General features: G+C 54.8%; 18 protein-coding genes and 1 riboswitch. Of the genes, 9 read left to right on the top strand and 9 right to left on the bottom strand.

All coding sequences use genetic code 11. The annotated features are described in order from the left end of the window. Nucleotides 1-52 precede the first annotated feature (52 nt). The 4 genes from PUV47_RS10755 to PUV47_RS10740 form a co-directional block, all read right to left on the bottom strand. Nucleotides 53-1,333: an OmpP1/FadL family transporter gene (locus tag PUV47_RS10755; RefSeq protein WP_274218560.1), complete on the bottom strand. Its 1,281-nt coding sequence runs from the start codon at nucleotides 1,331-1,333 to the stop codon at nucleotides 53-55. A gap of 172 nt (nucleotides 1,334-1,505) precedes the next feature. Continuing rightward, a complete protein-coding gene (locus PUV47_RS10750; protein WP_274218559.1) occupies nucleotides 1,506-2,618 on the bottom strand; it encodes a TRAP transporter substrate-binding protein in 1,113 nt (370 codons plus the stop codon). Between the two features lie 12 nt (nucleotides 2,619-2,630). Then, complete coding sequence (gene thiD, locus PUV47_RS10745) at nucleotides 2,631-3,428, bottom strand: bifunctional hydroxymethylpyrimidine kinase/phosphomethylpyrimidine kinase (protein ID WP_274218558.1); 798 nt, start codon at nucleotides 3,426-3,428, stop codon at nucleotides 2,631-2,633. An 8-nt stretch (nucleotides 3,429-3,436) separates the two neighbouring features. Beyond that, nucleotides 3,437-4,192, bottom strand: coding sequence for a hydroxyethylthiazole kinase (locus tag PUV47_RS10740; protein WP_274218557.1), 756 nt, complete (start codon nucleotides 4,190-4,192; stop codon nucleotides 3,437-3,439). A 39-nt stretch (nucleotides 4,193-4,231) separates the two neighbouring features. Then, nucleotides 4,232-4,331, bottom strand: a riboswitch (TPP riboswitch). 172 nt (nucleotides 4,332-4,503) lie between these two features. Between PUV47_RS10740 and PUV47_RS10735 the strand changes: the two genes are divergently transcribed. After that, on the top strand, nucleotides 4,504-4,740 hold the full coding sequence (locus PUV47_RS10735) for an Lrp/AsnC ligand binding domain-containing protein (protein ID WP_274218556.1): 237 nt from the start codon (nucleotides 4,504-4,506) through the stop codon (nucleotides 4,738-4,740). A gap of 31 nt (nucleotides 4,741-4,771) precedes the next feature. On the opposite strand, the gene PUV47_RS10730 is transcribed toward PUV47_RS10735, so the two are convergent. After that, the gene (locus PUV47_RS10730) at nucleotides 4,772-5,800 is read right to left on the bottom strand and encodes a DMT family transporter (protein WP_274218555.1); all 1,029 of its coding nucleotides are present in this window, start codon (nucleotides 5,798-5,800) and stop codon (nucleotides 4,772-4,774) included. A gap of 246 nt (nucleotides 5,801-6,046) precedes the next feature. Next, complete coding sequence (locus tag PUV47_RS10725) at nucleotides 6,047-8,350, bottom strand: xanthine dehydrogenase family protein molybdopterin-binding subunit (RefSeq protein WP_274218554.1); 2,304 nt, start codon at nucleotides 8,348-8,350, stop codon at nucleotides 6,047-6,049. A gap of 279 nt (nucleotides 8,351-8,629) precedes the next feature. Here PUV47_RS10725 and PUV47_RS10720 point away from each other — a divergent pair, with 279 nt between their 5' ends. After that, nucleotides 8,630-9,604 carry a DMT family transporter gene (locus PUV47_RS10720; protein WP_274218553.1) on the top strand — a complete coding sequence of 325 codons (975 nt, stop codon included), beginning with the start codon at nucleotides 8,630-8,632 and terminating at the stop codon, nucleotides 9,602-9,604. A gap of 60 nt (nucleotides 9,605-9,664) precedes the next feature. Here PUV47_RS10720 and PUV47_RS10715 read toward each other — a convergent pair whose 3' ends face one another. Both PUV47_RS10715 and ade read right to left on the bottom strand, forming a co-directional pair. Beyond that, nucleotides 9,665-11,326 carry a long-chain-fatty-acid--CoA ligase gene (locus PUV47_RS10715; protein WP_274218552.1) on the bottom strand — a complete coding sequence of 554 codons (1,662 nt, stop codon included), beginning with the start codon at nucleotides 11,324-11,326 and terminating at the stop codon, nucleotides 9,665-9,667. Between the two features lie 268 nt (nucleotides 11,327-11,594). After that, entirely contained in the window at nucleotides 11,595-13,307 is a 1,713-nt protein-coding gene (gene ade, locus PUV47_RS10710) for an adenine deaminase (protein WP_274218551.1), read from the bottom strand. Between the two features lie 377 nt (nucleotides 13,308-13,684). Between ade and zwf the strand changes: the two genes are divergently transcribed. From zwf to PUV47_RS10685, 5 genes are all read left to right on the top strand, one after another. Then, nucleotides 13,685-15,151, top strand: coding sequence for a glucose-6-phosphate dehydrogenase (gene zwf / locus PUV47_RS10705; RefSeq protein WP_274218550.1), 1,467 nt, complete (start codon nucleotides 13,685-13,687; stop codon nucleotides 15,149-15,151). Between the two features lie 364 nt (nucleotides 15,152-15,515). After that, on the top strand, nucleotides 15,516-16,148 hold the full coding sequence (eda, locus tag PUV47_RS10700; RefSeq protein ID WP_274218549.1) for a bifunctional 4-hydroxy-2-oxoglutarate aldolase/2-dehydro-3-deoxy-phosphogluconate aldolase: 633 nt from the start codon (nucleotides 15,516-15,518) through the stop codon (nucleotides 16,146-16,148). Between the two features lie 210 nt (nucleotides 16,149-16,358). Continuing rightward, on the top strand, nucleotides 16,359-18,002 hold the full coding sequence (gene pgi / locus PUV47_RS10695) for a glucose-6-phosphate isomerase (protein WP_274218548.1): 1,644 nt from the start codon (nucleotides 16,359-16,361) through the stop codon (nucleotides 18,000-18,002). 110 nt (nucleotides 18,003-18,112) lie between these two features. Continuing rightward, nucleotides 18,113-18,382 carry a YMGG-like glycine zipper-containing protein gene (locus PUV47_RS10690; RefSeq protein WP_274218547.1) on the top strand — a complete coding sequence of 90 codons (270 nt, stop codon included), beginning with the start codon at nucleotides 18,113-18,115 and terminating at the stop codon, nucleotides 18,380-18,382. Between the two features lie 189 nt (nucleotides 18,383-18,571). After that, nucleotides 18,572-18,835, top strand: a complete 264-nt coding sequence (locus tag PUV47_RS10685) for a glycine zipper domain-containing protein (protein ID WP_274218546.1) — start codon at nucleotides 18,572-18,574, stop codon at nucleotides 18,833-18,835. A 70-nt stretch (nucleotides 18,836-18,905) separates the two neighbouring features. Here the strand turns inward: PUV47_RS10685 and ald are convergent, their stop codons facing one another. Beyond that, complete coding sequence (ald, locus tag PUV47_RS10680) at nucleotides 18,906-20,021, bottom strand: alanine dehydrogenase (protein WP_274218545.1); 1,116 nt, start codon at nucleotides 20,019-20,021, stop codon at nucleotides 18,906-18,908. Between the two features lie 161 nt (nucleotides 20,022-20,182). Between ald and PUV47_RS10675 the strand changes: the two genes are divergently transcribed. Both PUV47_RS10675 and PUV47_RS10670 read left to right on the top strand, forming a co-directional pair. After that, nucleotides 20,183-20,647, top strand: coding sequence for an Lrp/AsnC family transcriptional regulator (locus tag PUV47_RS10675; protein WP_274218544.1), 465 nt, complete (start codon nucleotides 20,183-20,185; stop codon nucleotides 20,645-20,647). A 124-nt stretch (nucleotides 20,648-20,771) separates the two neighbouring features. After that, nucleotides 20,772-21,647 (top strand): SMP-30/gluconolactonase/LRE family protein, encoded by an 876-nt coding sequence (locus tag PUV47_RS10670; RefSeq protein WP_274218543.1) that lies wholly within the window; start codon nucleotides 20,772-20,774, stop codon nucleotides 21,645-21,647. Nucleotides 21,648-21,659 lie beyond the last annotated feature (12 nt).

The raw sequence follows: 21,659 nt of genomic DNA, 5'->3' as shown, positions 1-21,659 counted from the left end.
TCAGTTAGGGGAGTGACCAGCGTCTCCCCTAACAAATGGCCTCTTTCCCTGCTCAGAACTTGTAGCGGAAGGCCGCTGAAATGATATCAACGGAAGCTTCTACGTCGCCTTGGTAGATCACCACTCCATTGTAGGCGGGGTGACCCGGTCCGATGTTGATGTCGTCGCTCTCGGCAAAGAGATGGCTGTAGCCAAGGTCAAACGAGAGGTTTTCGTTGTACTCATAGCTCGCGCCGGCACTGACCCATACGCGATTGGTATCAGGAAGCCGTATGCTGCGGTCCTTCTCGGAGATTGGCGACCACTCATAGCCCAGGCCAGCACGGACTGTGAGCCCGTCTACATGCTCATCAAAGTCATACTCCGCCCCGAAGGAGAGAAAATACCCATCGCTGTACTGAAACCCGAGTGCAGCCTGTGGCAGCACGATCCCGGACTGGTTGAAAACGTTGAAGTTCCCAAAGCGGCTCCAGTTCGTCCACTCAAAGGTTCCCATTAGCCGGAGCTCTGGTGTCACTTCTTGCTGGATTGATACGTTGACCTGCTCTGGCAACACCAAATCCGCATTGATGTTCTGGGAGGATGCGCCCACCTTCAGCTGACCATCAAGATCATGCCGGATCGGAGAGCGGTAACCAATGCCGATCTGCGTCCCTTGCAGAGGCGTGATCAAGAGGCCGGCAGTACCACCGAAGCCCACATTGTCCTCGCCGCGCAGCTCAACCGTGCTGCTCGTGGTGGAAATGCCGCTGGCGGACTTCAGACGGACCTGAAAATACTGCGCTTGGAGGCCGATGGCAAAAGAGAACATTTCATTGAGCTTCACCCCAACCATAGGGGTGGCATTGACAGAGAGTACTTCTGAGGAACGCGCATAAATCTGTCCGGCGGAGATGATGTTAGGCTTTGTTGACAGCCCGTATGGCGCGTTCACCGCAAACCCCAGATAAATCTGGTCGTTGTACTGGTAGGTCCCATATGAGCCTGGCAGCCACGCATTTACACCAACGTCCCCGATTTCGCCGGTTGCAGCGCCAGGAATAAGCCCAAGTGGAATACCGCCTACGGTCACGCTGTTTGTATCAACATCGCCGTTTGGAAGAATGAACGAATTTACGGACTCAGCCTTCAACCCGTCATGGGCGGTGACGGTCGCCGGGTTCCAGAAAATCGTGGAGATTGTGTTGGAGGCCGTGCCATAGCCCGCAAAGGACAGTCCCTGAAATGCAGCTGATTGTTCGCGCAGAGCGAACGCCCCCGCCAATGCTTCGCCCGAAGTGAACAGAAGCGCGGTTAAGCACGTTGCTGCCAAATATCGATTGCCGCCGGTCACGTCATCCCTCCCATGCCCCGAGGTAACTTTTCCGAGTTTGGCGTGATTGAGTTAAACCTCAACGGAAGACATGACAACGGCGGCCCCTTTCAGAGGCCGCCGTGAACTTTCGACAAATTTGCAACAATTTCGCAGGTAGTTACCAGTCCCAAACCAGTGAGACCTTGGATAACTATTTGCGACGCGCCATCAAATAATCAGCTGAAGACAAATCACTCCACGGAGATACGACTGCCATCGCCGTGCGATAACTTTCGAATATCTGTGCAGTCAATTCATCCTTTGAGGCGTATTCTTCAAGAACTTCAGCGGAAAGCTGCCGCATGGCGGTCACCACGGCCTCCGGGAACCGGTCCGTTTTGATACCCTCTTCCGCACTCAGCATTTCCAGCGCCTGCGCATTCATCCAGTTTGCTTCTGCCAGCGCCTGAGCATTTTCGCTTCGGCAAGCCTCTTCCACAATCAGGCGCAGATCCTCTGAAAGCCCTTCAAATGCGACGGCCGAGATCAAGGCTTCACCAGTGCCATTCGGCTTGTTGAAACCCGGCCCATAGTAGTGCTTGGAAACCTGCTGGAAGCCCATTGCCGCATCGCTCCACGGACCGAGGAACTCAACCGCATCGACAACGCCGGACTCAAAACCCGCATAGATCTCCGAGGATGCCATCGACACGGGCGTTGCACCCAAACGGCGCATGATCTCGCCGCCCAATCCCTGAATGCGGATTTTCAACCCCATCAGATCTTCAAGTGACGTCACCGGTTTCTTGAACCAGCCGGCCATGGTTCCAGCTGTATTCCCTGCCATGAATGGCTTCACCCCAAAGGGAGCATAGAGGCGGTCCCACAATTCTTGACCACCACCATACTCGATCCAGGTGTTGTGCTCTTCAGGTGTCAAGCCAAATGGCACCGTGGTGAAAAACACGGAAGCTGGCATCTTGCCTTGCCAGTAAAAGGAGGCAGAATGCCCCATTTGGGCCACGCCACCAGAAACCGCATCGAACACTTCGAAGGCAGGCACGAGCTCTCCCGCCGCATACAAACGGACGCGCATACGCCCATTGCTCATGGTGTTGATGCGGTCACATACCCGCTGAGCAGAAAGACCAGGCCCCGGCAGGCCCTTCGGCCATGAAGTCACCATCTTCCACTCGATCACCGCCGCGTTTTGCTCTTGCGCCAATGCAGGCGCAGCCAGCGCCGTTCCGGCTACGGCCCCCGCTCCTACCAGACTGAAAGTCTGGCGGCGCGTCATACCGTTTTTGTTGTATTCTTCAGTCATCTCTCGGACCTTCTACCAAAACTTATAGAAGTGGTGCACAGGGCCATGCCCTTCGCCAATTTCAAGTGTGTCCGCCATCTCAATCGCACCGCTGATGTAGGCTTTCGCCGCTTCAACAGCCGGGCTCAGCGCTTTTCCCTTGGCCATTTCCGCCGCAATTGCAGCAGACAGGGTGCAGCCAGTGCCATGGGTGTTTTCGGTGGCAAAACGTGGAGCTCGAAGCCATTTAGACTGCTCTGCGGAAAAAAACAAATCCGAGGCTTCATTATCGTTACCGTGACCACCTTTCAGAAGCACGGTTTTCGCGCCCATTTTCAGAAGGGCCGCCGCCTGCCGTTCAATATCCTCGGCATTTTGGGCCGGATCATCACCCAAGAGGAAAGCAGCCTCCAGAAGATTGGGTGTGATGATGCTCGCACGCGGAAACAGAAGCTCTGTCAAATTGGTACGCGCTTCCGGTTGGAGCAGAACGTCACCGGATGTCGCAACCATGACAGGGTCGAGCACCACCTTCTTGCAGTCGTACTGATCAAGCTTGCGGGCAATCTCCGCGATGATGTCCGGCTGCGACAACATACCGATCTTGATTGCCTTCACGTCCAAATCCGACAGAACGGCATCCAGCTGCGCGCCGACAAAGTCTGCTGGCACAGAATGAATACCGGTCACACCCTTGGTATTTTGTGCGGTAAGGGCGGTCAGAACACTGGCACCATAGACACCGAGAGCGGAGAATGCCTTCAAATCCGCTTGAATACCGGCGCCGCCGCCTGAATCCGATCCAGCAATAGTCAAAGCGATTGCAGTCATTGGTCCCCTCAAATCTCTTCGGTGTGTTCTTGTTCTAATCTTAGCACTTGCTCAAACTGATCCCACTCCAATGTGTAGAGGGTATCAAGCAGCGCTGGAGTGAAGCTTCCCGGCCCTGTGCTGGCCTTGTGTGCAATCTCCCCGGCGACAGCAAAGACTGCGGCCGCACTCAAGGTTGCCAGCAAATGATCCTCCTCGACGGCGCAGCACGCGGCCACAAGAGCCGCCATGGAGCAGCCCATTGCGGTAACGCGGGTCATCACCTCAGCCCCATTTCGAAGGCCCAGTTGGGTGCCCTGCCGGGAAATCCGATCAACGGCCCCCGTGCAAAGCACCACGGTTTGCAACGGCAAGGTCAGGCCCGCCTTCAGGGTCTCCAGTTCACCTTCGTTGGCTTTGAGCACGCTTGGCCCCTGAGCCAACTGCGACATCGCATAGTCCGCACGGAATGGAGATCGGTCGACCTTCACAGGGTCTAGCACCCAGGGGATGCCCTTCTCTGTTGCCACAGCGGTGGCGGCCGCCATGCTGTCGCGTCGTCCCGCGTCAAGCGTCCCAAGATTGACGAGAAGCGCATCGGCAGACCCTGCAAAGGTCTCCACTTCTTCCCGTGCAATGGTCATGGAAGGTATCGCGCCAGCTGCTAGCAGCACGTTGGCCGTCAACTCCTGTGCCACAACATTCGTCAAGCAATGTACTCTGGGCACATGCTGGCGCACGCGCACATAAACATCCCAAATGCTCTTTGAGTGAAAGTCAGTCATCGTGTCCACCTCCGAAAGAATGGCCTGAGGCGGCAAGGCAATATCGTCATCCCAATTCCCTCCGCCGGTACAAGCCGGATCAGGTTCAAGGAGTTGGTCCAAAGACCTCTCAGCCACCGCGGCACCCCCATGAGACTGTTTATCGGCCTAACAAAAACAACGTAGGAACACAATGCAAAATGAAAACGTGCTGAAAGCTGCTCACAGAACTCGGTCGAAGCCTCTGGTATGGCTTGCCTTTCAAAAGGGAACACGCTCAGATGTGCGCTGACTCGTGAACAACGCGACGTGGGGAGCAAGAGGACTTCAGAATGACACCGTTCTTCGTGATGATTAAGTGCAAGCTTGGTGAGACCTACCGGGTTGCCAACGAAATCGCAGATGCAGAAATCGCTTCGGAGGTTTACTCCACATCAGGTGACTTCGACCTGATGGTGAAGTTTTACATTGAAGATGGCGAGGACATTGGTCACTTCGTCAGCGAGAAGGTCCATCAGTTCGAAGGCATTCAAGACACCAAGACAATCATCACCTTCAAGGCATTCTAAGCAAGAGACCGGCACAGGCCGGTCTTTTTCATCAGGACTTGGAAGGAGTGGACGCGCGACCCGGCCTGGTGCGCTCGAAACCCAACTTCCGTTCTCGGTAAATGACGAATATGCCTGCCGAGATCACAATCGCTGAACCGACAAGCACCTCCGGTGTTGGAACTTCCGCGAAAATCAAAAAACCGAACACGATCGCCCAGACCATATTGATGTAGTCGAAAGGCGCCACGGTTGAGGCATCGGCAAAACGATAGCTTTGTGTAAGCAGCAACTGCCCAATGCCGCCAAACACGCCTACACCGACGAGAAACAGCATATCCAGCCAGGAAGGCATGACCCAGGCAACATCAGGGTAGACCCAACCCAACGGCAGCGTGAGGAACGACATCCCCGTTGAAGCCATAGTGAACCAAAACACGATGGTCGACGTGCGTTCTGTCTCACAAAGCTTGCGAACGGTAATCATCGCTACAGCGCCAAAAAACGCCGCCCCGAAAGCCAGTAGGACGCCAAGGTTCTGACTGAAGGTATCACCCGAGCCCTGCCCCATATGCGGCAACACGGTGATAATAACTCCGACAAAACCTACGGCCACCGCGCTCCAACGGAAGATGCGAACCGTTTCTTTCAACACCAAGGCAGCCAGCACAACAACAATAAGCGGCGCAGCAAAGCCAATGGCGGTTGCGTCGGGCAGAGGGATCAAACTCAACGCCCAGAAATTGCAAACCATCGCCGTTACCCCAATCACAGCACGTGAAATGTGGGTACCAGGCCTGTTGGTCTTTGCAGCAATGATCAATTGGCCATTCACGATCATCATGATCAGGATAGGAATCATGCCAAAGAAGTTGCGCGCAAACACCACCTGAGTGATAGGCACATCTTCAGAAACCAGCTTGATTGCACTGACCATGATGAAGAAGCTGAAGGTAGAGGCGACCTTGAACGCAATGCCGATCAGAGGACGGGCATCCTCACCCGTTGCTGGAGGCAGGGCGTCTGGCGGCATCTTGGGTTTTGGGGCGCGAAAGTGGGGATCTGTTTTTAAAAAGCGCATGGGAACCATCGGCCAGTAAAAGACGAAGAAATGCCAGCTGGTCACCCAAGCATTTTAAAAGGAAAGACAGAGTGCTTCTTGTGAGGAAGCAAGGCGGGAAGGCACGCCCGCAACATGCTGTTGCAGCATCACCTTCACAGATGGTGTTAGTCTCTTGCTTCGCTGTCAAGAGCAAGTGCGTTTATGACATATCAGTCATGCAATCAGGCTGCCCGGCCTATTCATTCCAAGACTTGTTCAATGCGCCTAGGCTTTTGCTTTCTGAATTGCCATCCACACACGTTCTGGCGTTGCGGGCATATCTATCTGCTCTACCCCGCCATGCTTTTGCAAGGCTGAGTTTAATGCGTTCATGACCGCCGCACACGCGCCGATGGTGCCGGCCTCACCTGCCCCCTTTATGCCCAGCGCATTTGTTGTGGAAGGCACATTGTGTGTCTGAAAGTTAAAGCTCGGCATGTCTGCAGCTCTTGCGAGTTGATAGTCCAGCAGCGAGGCTGTCAGGAGCTGACCATCATCATCATAGACCGTCCGCTCGCACAGCGCCTGAGAGATCGCCTGAACGGCACCCCCATGAACCTGTCCCTGAAGGAGAAGCGGGTTCACGGTAACACCAAAATCATCAACGATCACATAATTCTCGATCTGGACTATGCCTGTCTCCGGATCAATCTCCAGCTCGCAAATGTGTGTGCCATTCGGGTATGTGCATTCCGCTTGTTTCACTTCATCAATCGCCCGAAGTTTGTCGGGTGAAAGTGCAGCAACCTCAGAGAATGAGAGGCGCTGGTCCGTTCCAACCACCCGAACAACACCCTCTGCCAACTCAAGATCCTCCAGGCCCACCTCCAGCTTTTCAGAGGCAAGCTCTTTGATCTGCCGGGCCAAGGTTTTCGTTGCCGAGAGAGTTGATGTCAGACCAAGTGGAATGGACCGAGAACCGCCAGTCCCATCCCCTTTGCGAATGCGTGCCGTATCACCTTGCACCAGTTCAACTTCTTCAAGGGTCAGACCCAGTTCCTGCGCAACCACCTGCCCGTAAGCCGTGGCATGTCCCTGTCCATTGGTTTGCGTGCCAATGAACAGGGTGACCGTACCATCTTCGTTCAGCTCAACGGTTGCCTCTTCTCCTCCTGGAAAAGCACAGGCCTCGATGTAGGAGCTGACACCAATCCCGCGCCACATACCGCGCGACAAACTCTCCGCCTCACGCTCTGAAAAAGTATCCCACTGCGCCTCCTCCATCGCTTTGGAAAGGTGCCCGGAGAAGTCACCCGTGTCGTACATGCGCTTCAGCTGCGTGGTGTACGGGAACTGCTCCGGTTTGATGAAGTTCAGCTTGCGGAAGGAAACCGGATCCATGCCGATCTCTGATGCCGCCTTGTCAACCAAGCGCTCGATCAGATAGGCGGCTTCGGGACGGCCTGCACCTCGGTAAGCATCCGTTGGCACGGTATTGGTGTAGACGCCGGTCACCTTTGCCCAAACCGCAGGAATGTCGTAGAGCCCTGGCGACATCGACGTGCCAATACGCGGGATTGCTGCGCCGAACTGATGAAGATAGGCCCCCATATCCGCAACTACATGAACTTTCAGGCCAAGAATGCGCCCGGCTTCATCGAGGGCAAGTTCAGCTGTACTCACGTTGTCCCGCCCATGGGAATCCGTCACGAAGTGATCCGTCCGCTCGCCGGTCCACTTGACCGGTCTTCCCAGCTTTCTGGAAGCAATCAGACACAACGGGTATTCTCGGTAGCAGAAGATCTTGGTTCCGAAACCTCCTCCCACATCCGGGGTTATCACCCGCAACTTGGCGCGATCGATATGCAAGATACTATCAGCGATGATGTCCCGCATATCATGAACGCCCTGCGTACCGGTCGTCAGAGTATAGCTGTCATCCTCAGGGCTATATTCCCCAATGCAACTTCTTGTTTCCATGTAGTTGGCCACGAGACGGTTGTTTACCACCTCGATCGAGGTAACGTGCGCTGCCTCTTCAAACGCAGCCTCTGCCTTCGCCTGATCACCTTGACCGATCACGAAAGCGGAATTGGTACCGAACTCAGGCCAAACCAGGGGTGTATCCGCCAGTAGGGCCCTTTTGCTGCCAATGGCTGGAGGCAGGTCTTCATGGTCAATCTGGATCAGCTCCGCCGCCGTCTTCGCGATCTCTGCAGTGTCCGCCACGATGAAGGCGATAGCATCCCCCACATGGCGAACCATTGAGGAACACAAGACTTCTCGCCGCGGCACAGGATGCTTGGTGCCATCAATCTGCTTCAACACCGCTTCACATGGCATGAGGTTCACACCGTCAAGATCTGCAGCCGTCAGGATGAGATGCACACCTTCCAGCCCAAGCGCCTCTTCAATGTCCTCGATCTTAAAGCGCGCAAAGGCGACGGGAGACCGCAGCATAAAGCCAAACACCTGACCCGAAGCTTTGATATCGTCCGTGTAGCGCCCCTTCCCTGTCAGGAAGGATGCATCTTCTTTCCGGCGAACGGGAGCACCAATACCGAACTTCTGGGTCATCATGGTATTCATAGCAAGCCTCTCACAACGTTTGTGTCCGCTCAAAACGGCAGCGATAGGAAAGGCCACCTTCCCCATCGGAAATCACGCGCATGCTAGACATAGAGCGCAGACGACAGCAAGACAGCCCATAGGCGTAACCCGCTCCAAACACCATGGGCATTTGACGCGGCACTGAAAAAGCCGCTAGGTATCAGGATCTCAAAGCGCGTATGAAGCGATGTGCCTGCCCAACTGACACGCCTGAACCCTCCTCGCGCACTTCACAACTCAATGCCTCCAGGTTCCCAAATGCTTGACGAAAACCCGCAGGACGGGTTCACAAACATCGCCAGTAGCGCGCTTCAAAAACGACTTTATCATCGCTGGAACGCATTACCGGGAAACTTGAAGGGCATCTTCTGGGCGCTTATTGCAACCCTGCTGTTTGCGATAATGGCTGCGCTCGTCAAAGCGCTCGGCGAACGCCTTCATGTCACACAGGTTCTGACAATCCGCCAAGGCATCATGGCCTTAATCTCCGCGCCAGCGATTTTTAGCGGCCTACCGGGCTCCTTGAAGACCAAGGCTCCGCTCCTCCACGGTGCCAGAACCATTTTGGCATCTTGCGCCATGTTCTTCGGCTTTAGCGCCGTGATTGAACTGCCCTTGGCAGATAGCACAGTGCTCGGCTTTGCGCGCACATTCTTCATGACGCTGTTTGCTATTGTGCTTTTGAAAGAAATCGTTGGTGTGCACCGCTGGGCCGCAACCATCATCGGGTTCGTTGGTGTTCTCATCATTGTGCAACCGACCGGAGAAGCTGGTCTCAACATTTACAGCCTCATGGCGGTTCTCGCTTCGGCCTGTGCCGCGCTTGTAGCCATCATTGTGCGCAAGGTCTCACAGGTGGACCAGCCGATCACGATCCTCACCTATCAGGCGGTACTCGTTGGGCTCATCATGTTGCCCTTCTGTATCTACTTCTGGCAGACACCAAACCTTACCGAATGCATGCTGCTTGCTGCTCTGGGCGCGGTAAGCTGGGCCGCGCAGATGAGCAACATTCGTGCGCTTCGAGCAGGTGAAGCGACGGTGATAGCACCGTTTGACTATACCCGCATCGTCTACGCCACAGTGATCAGCGTTATCTTCTTCGGCGTCTGGCCGGAAATGACCACCTATATTGGGGCAGCAATTATTATCTCCGCCTCGCTTTATACCATGCACCGCGAGAGTGTTCGTGGGCGCCGCGTCCAGCAACCTGTCGCCGACAAGGTAACCTGAACGAAAAAGGGGAGCCCGCAAGCTCCCCTCCTGTAATTACAAGCGTCCCCCTCGACAAGCCTAGGCGTTTGCCATCTCGCGCTTCTTTGCTTCCTCTTCCACCAGTTCCTTCTTGGAGAGCTTGCCAACCAGTGTTTTCGGCAGTTCATCGCGGAACTCAATGACTGAGGGCATTTCGATCTTGGAGATGTGATCTCTGAGGAAAGTCTTCAGCTCCACGTCTGTGGCTGTTTGACCGTCCTTCAGCTTTACAAACGCCTTCGGCGCCTGCCCACGATAGTCGTCAGGGATCGCAATTACGATCACCTCAGCCACCGCTGGATGCAAGTACATGGCCTCCTCGATCACACGCGGATAAACATTGTAACCGGAACAGAGGATCAGGTCCTTAATACGGTCTACAAGGAACACGAAACCGTCTTCATCCTCGTAACCAACATCACCCGTGTGCAGGACTTTGCCGTCTTCCAGTGTCTTCTCTGTTTCATCCGGACGGTTCCAGTAGCCCTTCATGATCTGAGGACCGATGAGACACAGCTCGCCGCGCTCGCCCTTTGGGACTTCCTGCTTCGGATCATCAAGGCTACGGAACTGAACCTGCGTTCCGCCAACCGGAACACCAATTGAACCAGCCTTGCCCGGACGGTCGATTGGGTTACCACAGGCAACAGGCGAAGATTCTGTCAGGCCGTAGCCCTCCACCAGAACGCAACCAGTCAGACTTTCAAACTGCTGCTTGACTTCAACCGGAAGCGGCGCACCACCCGACATACAGATACGGATCGAAGACAGATCGTAGTTCTTGGTCAGTTCGGAGTTATTGATCGCCGTGTAGATCGTCGGAACGCCCGCAAACAGTGTGGGCTTCTTCCGCTTAATGGTATCAAGCAGCATCTTCATCTCGAACCGCGGCATCATGACCATCTCCGCGCCGATAAGGATCGACAGGTTTTGGGAAACGGTCATCGCGAACACATGGAAGAAGGGGATAACACAAAGGCTGCTTTCCTCACCGGGCTGAGCCCCCACAAAGTGATCCCTCATCTGCTCCATGTTTGCAGACAGGTTGGCGTGGGTTAGCATCGCGCCCTTCGGTACGCCGGTTGTGCCGCCGGTATACTGCAAAATTGCGATGTCTTCATTGGGGTCGATTTCAGCCGGTGTAAACTTGCCGTCGTTCGCCGTGACAGACTTGTAGAACACATGCGCATCGTCAGCAGGAATGTTGGCGCGGTCCCCACCCTTCAGCAGTGTGAAGAGCAGCTTCTTTGGCTGCGGCAGCAGGTCGGCCATTGGACACACGATGATGCGGGATATCGCACCTTCGTTCCGCACCGCTTCCACACGGTCGTAAACAACCTTAAGGTCCAGCGTAATCATTGTGCTGATACCAGCGTCCCGCGCCTGGAACGCAATCTCACGCTCCACATAGAGCGGATTGAAGTTCACAACGGTGGCACCGATTTTCAAGATCGCATAATAGAAGATCGTGTAGTACGGCGTATTGGGAAGGCAGATGCCAATCTTGTCGCCTTTCTTGAAACCCATGCGCTGAAGGCCTGCGGCGGCCTTGGCCACCTCGTCGCCCAGTTGGCGATAGGTCAGGCCCTTTCCCATGAAGTCTGTGGCAGGCTTGTTGGGGTATTGCCGCAAAGCGTCATCGAAATAGTCGCCTAACGGACGTGGCTTAAAGTTGGCAACCCACTCTGCGGCATTCGTCATTCTGAGATCCCCCCTATAGGTGACAGAGAGCGCACGTCGCGACGGGCCTATCACCGCGTCGTCATTATCGCCATGGCGGCATCTGCCATTCAGACAGCCTCCACTACCACCGGCGGGCGCTCCCAAGTAAAAAACACACGATCAAAGACTGAGCGACGTTTACGAAAACGTCAACTCAGCCTTGGTCGTAGTTTTACTATTTTTCCATTATCAGCGCAGGTTTCAAGGTGCGAACGCATGTCCTTGGTCAAACGTTGAGGTTTTAGGGTTAAGCGAGAGCAAACCGGTCCACATCGAAAATACCGAAATCCGTTATCTTCAGATGCGGGATAACGGGAAGAGGCAGAAATGCGACTTGGAGGAACGGCTCTGGCAGGGTGCAGCCCAAAGCGAACGCCCTCTCCCGCAAGTGCTCAAGTGCATGACGCACGTCTTCGAACGGCTGATCGCTCATCAAGCCCGCAATCGGCAACGCTAACTCGGCAACCACTTTGCCATCGTCGACCACAGCAAAACCACCCTGTATGTCCCTCAGGCGGTTTACCGCCACTGCCATGTCTGCCTCATCCACGCCAACAACACAGATGTTGTGGCTGTCGTGACCAACTGAAGATGCGATTGCCCCGCGCTGAAGCCCGAACCCGGACACAAAACCACAACCGATGTTGCCGTTCTTGCCATGGCGTTCCACCACCGCCACCTTCACAATGTCTTGAGAGAGGTCGCAAACGGCTTTGCCATCCACGCTCGGCAACTCTGCGCGCACATGCTCGGTCAAGATCAAGCCTGCCTTCACGCCAATGACAGGCAAGTCAGACTTCCATTCGACTTCAAAACTTGATGGCGAGGTTTCTGGAGCGTGAACGCTGTTTTTCAGGTGGCCGAAGGAAACACTTTCGCGCGCTGCAAAAACCGCGTCGCTTACAACGTGCCCACCAGCAATAACGGTCGCCACATCGCACCCCTCGAGATCATCGAGCAAGACGATATCCGCTCTCCAACCCGGCGCAAGCAAACCGCGATCTTTCAGTCCGAAAGTCATGGCGGCAGACCAACTCGCTGCGCGATATACATCTTTTGCTGGTATGCCGTGTGCAATCAATCGGCGGATCATGCTGTCCAGATGTCCCTCCTCTGCAATATCGAGGGGATTGCGGTCATCGGTGCAAAGGCACATGAAGCTGGAGGTATCTGGACCAAGCACAGGCGCCAGTGCATCGAGATCCTTGGAAACTGACCCCTCACGAATGAGTATGGTCATTCCCTTGGACAATTTCTCCCGTGCTTCTTGTGCGCTTGTTGCCTCATGGTCCGTGCGAATGCCTGCAGAAAGGTAACCATTCAAAGCCTTGCCGGTAACCAAAGGAGCATGACCATCGATATGGCCGCTCTGAAAGGCGTCCAATTTGGCCAATGCCTTTTCATCTGCATTCAACACACCCGGAAAATTCATGAATTCCGCAAGGCCAATAACCTTTGGGTGATCCTTGAAAGGCAACAGATCTTCGATTTCGAGCTGAGCACCGGACGTCTCAAAAGCTGTTGCGGGCACACACGACGGCAAGTTGACGCGAATGTCCATGATACTCTTCAAGGCACTATCGAGGAAAAACTGAATGCCTTTGGCACCATGTACATTTGCAATCTCATGCGGATCACAGATTACGGTCGTCACGCCATGGGGTAGTACGCACCGGTCAAACTCCAAGGGTGTGACCAACGACGATTCTATGTGCAGATGCGTATCGATAAAACCCGGCACGGCGATCTTGCCGGTGCAGTCGATCTCCTGTCGTCCCTCATAGGTATCGTGCGTCCCCACAATAATACCATCGGTGATTGCGATATCCGTGTTGGTAACGCTGCCATCGATCACGCTAAAAAGCCCAATGTTTTTTAAGACCAGATCCGCAGCTTGCGCGCCTTTGCCTGAGGCAATTCGGGACGTCAGGTCAACAGTATCGGGAGAAGTGCTGTTCATTTTGGCCTCGTCATTCGTGGGGAGTTCTGCAGTTTCCCAAATGCAGCGGCAGCGCAAGCAAAATGGGGGTGTTCCAAATCTGTTTCTTCAGTCTAAACGCATTCGCAGGATTACTTAAACCATTCGTTTCAACAGAGCCGCCAATTGGGTGAACAGAACGCGCAGCGGAACGCAAACGAATTCAATCGCCTGTCACCTGTCAATGGTCATTTAGGCTTGCATTTTGCTCAATCTCGCCTAACAAGAACCCGAAGCTCCTAACACCAAGGGTTAGAACGGGCACAACGGCCGAAGGAGAGGCGCTCCTTCGCCATCTGGAAATGAACAGGCTCGCAAGAAGCCCGCGATTCCGAGAATGAAATGAAAGAGGTTTGCCGATGCCAGTTCGCATGACGCAGCTTGCGCCCTTTGATCTCATCGTCTTTGGTGGGACCGGGGATTTGGCGCACCGCAAACTGCTGCCAGCCCTGTATTACCGTGAGTTGGATGGGCAACTACATGACGACTCCCGCATTATTGCCGTTTCGCGCCGGGATTTGTCAGCGGAAGACTATCGTGACTGGGCTCATAAGTCCGTGGCCGCACAAGTTTCGAACCTGTGCAACATGTCCATGGAGCGCTTTTTGAAGCGCATCACATATGTGAGCGTCAACGTTGAAGAAAACACAGGATGGGAAAGTCTTGAGGAAACACTCAAAGGCCGCGAGAATATAGACCGCGCATTCTACCTTTCCGTAGCCCCCTCCCTGTTTGGACCGATCTGCTCAGCCATTGGTGAGCACAATCTGGTCACGGATGAAACCCGCGTTACCATTGAAAAGCCAATTGGTCGCGATGGCGAATCCGCCCATGCTGTGAACGAAACTGTTGGGTCTGTGTTCAAGGAACATCAGATCTTTCGTATCGACCACTACTTGGGCAAGGAAACGGTTCAGAATCTCATGGCGCTGCGCTTTGCCAACGTCATGTTCGAACCGCTCTGGAACTCCGCACATATCGACCATGTTCAGATCACTGTCGCGGAAACGCTGGGCGTTGAAAAACGTGCGGGCTACTACGACACCGCTGGCGCGTTGCGCGACATGGTGCAGAACCACCTCCTCCAACTGCTGTGTCTGGTGGCAATGGAACCTCCCGAGTCCATGGCTGCTGACAGCGTTCGAGATGAAAAGCTGAAGGTGCTCAAAGCGCTTGTCCCGATGGATGAGGAGCGCGTGCGGCGTAACACAGTGCGCGGTCAATATCGGCCTGGCGCTTCTGCCGGAGGAGCAGTCCAAGGTTATCTGGAAGAGGTCGGCAGCCCGGATTCTCAAACGGAAACCTTCGTTGCCGCAAAGGTGGAAATCGCAAACTGGCGTTGGGCGGGTGTGCCGTTCTATATGCGCACCGGAAAACGCTTGGCCTCACGACTGTCTGAAATTGTCATTCAGTTCAAGGACCTGCCGCACTCCATTTTCCTGGAGGAAGCCGGCACCATCTCTGCAAACCAGCTCATCATTCGCCTGCAGCCTGATGAGGGCGTGAAGATGCAGCTGATGATCAAGGATCCTGGACCTGGTGGCATGCGTCTTCGCAAGGTGCCATTGGACATGACGTTTGCCGAAGCGTTCAAGGTTCGAAATGTGGACGCCTATGAGCGCCTGATCTTTGACATGATCCGAGGCAATCAAACACTGTTCATGCGCCGCGATGAAGTAGAGGCTGCATGGAAGTGGATTGATCCGATCCTCGAGCATTGGTCAAACGACAAGGAAGCCCTCAAGGGCTACACTTCGGGCACATGGGGTCCCTCCGCATCTATCGCGCTGATCGAGCGCGATGGCCGCACATGGCATGAAGACTGAAAACATGGCTGGGCACGCGTACGCGCGGCCCGGCCATATGCCCTAAAGGCACCCGTATATATAGGTATCTCTCAGAACTATACGTCTGCGGTTGAATGATTTAAATCGATTGAAGAGACCCTGGCTCTGACGGAATGAAATGATGGAGTGCGCCTCTCCATCTTTTACAGGGCGCAAATCCGCACCCAAGTAGTGGTTCCTCAACCCTGCCAACGGTGCGCCGAGCATGAGAAGCCCCACTTCTTTTTTGCATCGGCAGCTTTGATGCGCCACTTTTGTCCCGGCACCGCCAGACCTCTCAGGACGTCAAATCCAAGTTGCAATCAAGGTTGGACCCCGCATTCAGCCTAATGGAGAAAAAGATATGTCTCAGAACATCGAGCGCGTAGAAGCAGTGATGACAGCTGCCCCAGTAATCCCTGTGCTGGTTGTGAACGATCCAAAAAAGGCCGTCGGAATGGCACGCGCTTTGGTAAAGGGTGGTCTGCCGAGCATCGAAATTACACTCCGCACACCAAATGCGCTTGACTGCATCAAGGCCGTTGCAGAAGAAGTTGAAGGTGCGATGGTCGGCGCAGGAACTGTGCTGGAGCATGCGCAGTATGAAGCCGCTGTAAAAGCTGGCTCCACATTTGTCGTCTCCCCTGGCTTCACCAAGAATTTGCTCGACGCCGCCAGCAACTTTGACGTTCCGCTGTTGCCCGGCGTTTCCACCGTTTCGGAAGTGATGACCCTTCTGGAAGCTGGCTACCAGCGTCTTAAGTTCTTCCCTGCCGTTCCTGCTGGCGGCGCACCTTTCCTCAAGAGCATGTCCTCTCCGCTGCCACAGGCGAAGTTCTGCCCGACCGGCGGCATTGGACTGGCTACGGCACCAGACTTCCTCAAGCTGCCAAACATTCTTTGTGTAGGCGGTTCTTGGATTGCTGATGCAGCCTCCATTGAAGCCGAAGACTGGGACGGTATTGAAACCCGCGCACGCGAAGCCGCTAGCCTTTAAGCAACCGCGGCAATAGCCCCTCCGATGAAGGGGCTATTGCCCTTAGGTACCAACACGACCCGAGGAGTGCCGAACTATTGGCACGCCTCAGCTAATTGACTTGGACCGCTCAAACGGTTCACTCTTCATCGGATCCCAAGACCGATGCCAGCACCAGCCTCACAAAAGAGGCGACCAGGCCCAACCAAATGGCACCACTGGAGATGCAAAATGTCCGCACTTGCAAACACCTGGACCAAGATTTCCGAGCATGCAAAAGCTCTTGAAACAACAGCGCTAACGGACCTGTTCGAGAAGGACGCGACCCGTTTCGACAAGTTCTCCAGAAACTCTGAGGATCTGCTGATCGACTTCTCCAAAGTCAAAATGACTGAGGAAACGCTTGAGCTGCTTCTCGAACTCGCCCGCGCTGCCAATCTAGAAGGCGTGCGCGACGCCATGTTCTCAGGTGAAAAGATCAACACCACGGAAAACCGGGCCGTTCTGCATACTGCTTTGCGTAACCAGTCGGATCGACAGATCATGGTGGATGGCAAGGATGTTATGCCAGATGTATCCGACGTTCTGGTCCGCATGGGTGAGTTCGCAGAAGGAATACGCTCTGGCGAAATTTCCGCCGCCAACGGAAACCCGTTCACCGATATCGTCAACATCGGCATTGGCGGCTCAGACCTGGGCCCGGTGATGGCAACACTGGCGTTGGCCCCTTACCACGATGGTCCGCGCACCCATTTCGTTTCCAATGTTGACGGTGCCCACATTCATGACACTTTGAAGGTACTGGACCCTGCAACCACGCTAGTCATCGTTGCCAGCAAGACCTTTACCACCATTGAAACCATGACGAACGCTGCAACCGCGCGTAAATGGCTGGTGGAAGCCTGCGGCGAAGAAGCGGTGGCTCATCAGTTTGCAGCCGTATCAACGGCGCTCGACAAAGTGAGCGCCTTTGGTATTGATGAAGAACGCGTGTTTGGCTTCTGGGACTGGGTCGGCGGCCGCTACTCCATCTGGTCTGCCATTGGCCTGCCGCTCATGATTGCAATTGGTCCAGACGCATTTGGCGAGTTCCTGGCCGGTGCCCATGCGATGGACGAACACTTCCGCACCGCCCCGCTGGAAAACAACCTGCCCGTGCTTATGGGGCTCATCGGCATATGGCATCGCAACGGCTTGGGATATGCCACTCGCGCAATCTTGCCATACGATCAACGCCTGTCTCGCTTCCCCGCCTATTTGCAGCAGCTGGATATGGAATCCAATGGCAAGCAGGTGACCAAGGACGGCACCGCAGTCGCAACGCAGACCGGCCCGATCGTCTGGGGTGAACCGGGCACAAACGGCCAGCACGCGTTCTATCAGCTCATTCACCAAGGCACGAGCACCATCCCGTGCGAGTTCATCGCGGCAGTCAACAGCCATGAGCCGGAACTTCAGAACCACCACAACCTGCTCTTGGCAAATTGCCTCGCCCAAAGTGAAGCCTTGCTCCGTGGACGCTCTCTCGAAGCTGTACAGGAGAAGATGAAGGCGACCGGTGCAACGGCCGAGCAGATCGAAAAGCTTGCACCACAGAAGGTATTCCCGGGCAACCGCCCATCCACCACCATTCTATATGACCAGCTTACCCCCTTCGCATTTGGTCGCCTGATCGCGCTTTACGAGCATCGTGTCTTCGTTGAAGGCGTCATTTGGAACATCAACTCGTTCGACCAGTGGGGCGTTGAGTTGGGCAAGGAACTTGCTACTCAGCTTCTACCAATGATAGAAAAGCCCGTAGAGGCAGCAGATAAAGACGGATCTACCCTTGGTTTGCTCGGTTTTGTTCATAGTCTAAGCAAACCTCAAAAGTGACCACACTTTTAACACGATCCTGCTTATATGAAATCTAGGTAGAGTTTTGCTGCGGGTATTCCTTCCGAACATAGAAGTGACTGGCACTGGCAGCTTGAGGAGAATTTGACATGAAGAAAATCGTTCTTGTAAGCGTGGCTTTGCTCGCTCTGGCGGGCTGCAATACATCCAGTCAGGGTGACCGCACACTGGCAGGTGCTGGTATTGGCGCTGCAACCGGTGCAGCTGTTGGCGCGGTAGCCGGTGGCAGCACGGGCTCAACTCTGACTGGTGCAGCTATTGGTGGCGTCGCTGGCGGCATCATCGGCAACCAGACCGCTCCAAAGAATTGCACGGCATACGATCAGAATGGACGCCCATATGCAGTCGCCTGCCCATAACAGGCCCAGCTAAACCTTCAATTTTTGAAAAGGCCTCGTATCCACGGGGCCTTTTTGTTTGATCTCTAAGAAAACAAAAGCCTTCGCTTAACCATCATCAACTTCCGGGCGACCTTCGCAATTTACGAAACCCAAAAGTGACGCTAGGGTAATATCACATCCCTGCGGGGTGGGCGAAGGAGAACAACAATGAAGAAACTCGCTCTAGTGCTGGCCCTGTGCGCGGGCCTCTCGGCTTGTAGTGAATACAACAGAACTGACAGAGCCTTGGTGGGTGGCGGCTTGGGTGCCGCAACCGGTGCAGCAATTGGTGCCGCAACAGGTGATGTTGGTTCAGCAGTCGGAGGCGCCGTTATTGGCGGTTTGGCAGGCAGTATCATTGGCGCTGCAACAACACCGAGACGGTGTGTCGGCTACGATAGAAATGGCAACGCCTACTACTACAACTGCTAGGCAACTTGCGCATTTGCCGAAAGTGCACAGCAGCGACACCTGTGCCGCTGCTGCCCAATGTCGTTATTCTCTAGCCGAGGGCAACGTCGGGGGCAACGTACTCGTAGCCAAGATTTTCGGCAACTTCCTCAACCGTGACCTTGCCCTTGTAGACATTGAGACCCGGCAAGAAACCCGGAATGGTTTTCAGAGCCTTCTCATAGCCCAGGTCAGCAAGGCCTAGAACATATGGCAGCGTTGCGTTGTTGAGCGCCTCAGTGGAAGTGCGCGGAACTGCGCCCGGCATGTTCGCCACGCAATAGTGAACCACATCATCGACAATGTAGGTCGGATCCGCGTGGGTCGTCGCGTGAGAGGTTTCAAAGCAGCCGCCCTGATCGATCGCCACATCAACGAGAACAGACCCCGCCTTCATCTTCTTAACGTGTTCGGCGGTTACCAGCTTTGGCGCAGCCGCACCAGCAACCAATACCGCACCAATCACCAAGTCCGCCGCCAGTACGTTCTGTTCGAGGCTTGCACGAGTGGAGAAGACAGTCTTCAGCGCCGGTCCGAACTGTGCGGAAAGCGCGCTCAATACATTTACGTCTCTGTCCAGAACCGTCACATCCGCCCCAAGGCCCAACGCCATTGCAATGGAGTGTGCGCCAACCACGCCGCCACCAATCACCACGACCTTGGCAGGAGCCACACCCGGAACACCGCCAAGCAACACGCCCAGGCCACCATTGGCCTTCTGAAGGGCTGCCGCACCGGCCTGCACAGCCAAACGACCTGCAACCTGAGACATTGGTGCCAGAAGAGGGAGACGGCCATGTGTGTCGCGTACGGTTTCGTAAGCAATGCAAACAGCACCTGACTTCACAAGGTCAGCGGTTTGTTCTGGGTCGGGAGCCAAATGCAGGTAGGTAAAGAGGATGTGATCTGGACGCAACATGGCGCGTTCAACCGCTTGCGGTTCTTTGACCTTCACGATCATTTCGGAGTTATCAAAGACATCCTTCGCAGTAGCTGCAATCTCGGCACCAGCAGCAATATACTCCTCGTCAGCAGCACTGATGCCAAGTCCCGCGCCTGTTTCCATGAGGACAGAGTGACCGTGCGCGACCACCTCGCGGACATTGTCTGGGGTCAACCCAACACGATACTCGTGGTTCTTGATCTCCTTGGGCACACCTACACGCATTTTTGTCTCCCTATGCGGCGATGAAATATGTGGTTCCACGAAAAAGTAGAGATGTATCAGGCGAAGGTGCTTGCAAATATCTACTGACATCACAAATAAATCGCGTCATTATTGCAATGAATAGAGGATTCTTCGAACATAATTCGAAAGCATCGCAAAAAGTGAAAATCGATAAAATCGATCTGCAAATCCTGAAACATCTTCAGGCAGATGGACGGATACCCAACTCGGATCTGGCATCAAAGGTGAGCCTATCGGCGTCCGCCTGCCTGCGACGGGTTCGGGCACTCGAAGCCGCGGGTATCATTGATCGTTACGTGGCCATCCTCAATCCGGAGAAGATTGGCCGCAGTATGAGCGTCTTCGTCGAGATCTCACTGGCCTCCCAGTCAGAGGATGCGCTGCAGGCCTTCGAGCGGTCCGTCGCAGCCTCTCCAGAGATCATTGAGTGCCACTTGATGGGCGGTGATGCGGACTATCTACTGCGGATTGCAGCCGAAGATCCCGCTGACTTCGAGCGTATACACCGCCAGCACCTCACACGTCTACCGGGCGTGGCCAAGATGCGGTCGTCGTTTGCCATTCGGTCCATCAAGCAAGGTACAGCTTTTCCTATTTCGCTTTGAAAAACAAGGAAAAAGCGTCAAGGATACGGCCAATTCAGCCTCGATGGCGTCCTTCGCCTCGACCGCAAAAGGGTAACGCCGTATAAAGGCTTCTCCAATCCAACGCCGTCAGGAGCACATAACCTTGGTCGACCCCATTACAAGTCTTACCCCACCCCGTTTTGACCTTGCCGAAGGCGCGGTTTGGGACGATCACACCAACACACTGCTATTCTGCGACATTCTCGGCCATGCGATTTGGGCTTTTGACTGGGAAACACAGGCGCTACGCAGCTGGGTCTTCGAAAAGACAGTTGGCTCTTTTGGCCTGTGCAAGGATGGAGGCCTGATTGTGGCCCATCACGACGAAATCCTTTTGTTCGACAAGGAAACCGGTGCGCGAGAAGTACTCGTCCAAATCGAAGCCAACGACGACCGCACCCGACTGAACGACGGCAAAGTTGGCCCTGATGGTGCGTTCTGGGTTGGAACAATGGATGACCGTTCGCCGCGCAAGCCAATTGCAACACTCTACCGCGTGGCGCCTGACGGAACCGTTAGCAAGATTGCCGAGGAGATCCATGTTTCCAATGGTCTGGCGTGGTCCCCAGATGGAAGTCAGATGTTCCATTCAGACTCAAGCACAGGCCGCGTTGATCGTTATGATTTTGACCCGACAACGGGAGCCTTGAGCAACCGCACACAGTATCTCCAATTGGACAACACGCTGGGACGCCCGGATGGAGGGACCATCGATGCCGACGGAAATTACTGGAGTGCCGGTGTTTCCGCGGGCAACGTCAACTGCTTTTCACCGAGCGGGAACCTGATCATGTCCATCGGAATGCCAGCGCCACGCCCGACAATGCCCTGCTTTGCGGGCCCCGATCTGGATCATCTGGTGGTCACAACGCTCAAACCGCACAGCGATCCGGAACTCATGACCAAATACCCACTCTCCGGCAGCGTCTTTGTAATGACCCCGGGGGCAAAGGGTGTTCCAAGCCACCGTTTCGGATAATTCAAAAGCTCT

The sequence above is a fragment of the Pseudovibrio exalbescens genome (assembly GCF_028737195.1).
Lineage (GTDB): Bacteria > Pseudomonadota > Alphaproteobacteria > Rhizobiales > Stappiaceae > Pseudovibrio > Pseudovibrio zosterae.
Note: the sequence above shows the minus strand (reverse complement) of the source record. Positions and strands in the feature narration are given on the sequence as shown.

Bases quoted from the DNA above. Each gene is read 5' to 3' on its own strand.
- PUV47_RS10685 (WP_274218546.1), top strand. From the start codon at position 18,572: ATGAAGAAACTCGCTCTAGTGCTGGCCCTGTGCGCGGGCCTCTCGGCT.
- PUV47_RS10730 (WP_274218555.1), bottom strand. From the start codon at position 5,800: ATGCGCTTTTTAAAAACAGATCCCCACTTTCGCGCCCCAAAACCCAAG.
- PUV47_RS10735 (WP_274218556.1), top strand. From the start codon at position 4,504: ATGACACCGTTCTTCGTGATGATTAAGTGCAAGCTTGGTGAGACCTAC.
- PUV47_RS10750 (WP_274218559.1), bottom strand. From the start codon at position 2,618: ATGACTGAAGAATACAACAAAAACGGTATGACGCGCCGCCAGACTTTC.
- ade (WP_274218551.1), bottom strand. From the start codon at position 13,307: ATGAACAGCACTTCTCCCGATACTGTTGACCTGACGTCCCGAATTGCC.
- PUV47_RS10720 (WP_274218553.1), top strand. From the start codon at position 8,630: ATGCTTGACGAAAACCCGCAGGACGGGTTCACAAACATCGCCAGTAGC.
- PUV47_RS10715 (WP_274218552.1), bottom strand. From the start codon at position 11,326: ATGACGAATGCCGCAGAGTGGGTTGCCAACTTTAAGCCACGTCCGTTA.
- PUV47_RS10690 (WP_274218547.1), top strand. From the start codon at position 18,113: ATGAAGAAAATCGTTCTTGTAAGCGTGGCTTTGCTCGCTCTGGCGGGC.
- thiD (WP_274218558.1), bottom strand. From the start codon at position 3,428: ATGACTGCAATCGCTTTGACTATTGCTGGATCGGATTCAGGCGGCGGC.
- eda (WP_274218549.1), top strand. From the start codon at position 15,516: ATGTCTCAGAACATCGAGCGCGTAGAAGCAGTGATGACAGCTGCCCCA.
- PUV47_RS10740 (WP_274218557.1), bottom strand. From the start codon at position 4,192: ATGACTGACTTTCACTCAAAGAGCATTTGGGATGTTTATGTGCGCGTG.
- PUV47_RS10725 (WP_274218554.1), bottom strand. From the start codon at position 8,350: ATGAATACCATGATGACCCAGAAGTTCGGTATTGGTGCTCCCGTTCGC.
- pgi (WP_274218548.1), top strand. From the start codon at position 16,359: ATGTCCGCACTTGCAAACACCTGGACCAAGATTTCCGAGCATGCAAAA.
- ald (WP_274218545.1), bottom strand. From the start codon at position 20,021: ATGCGTGTAGGTGTGCCCAAGGAGATCAAGAACCACGAGTATCGTGTT.
- zwf (WP_274218550.1), top strand. From the start codon at position 13,685: ATGCCAGTTCGCATGACGCAGCTTGCGCCCTTTGATCTCATCGTCTTT.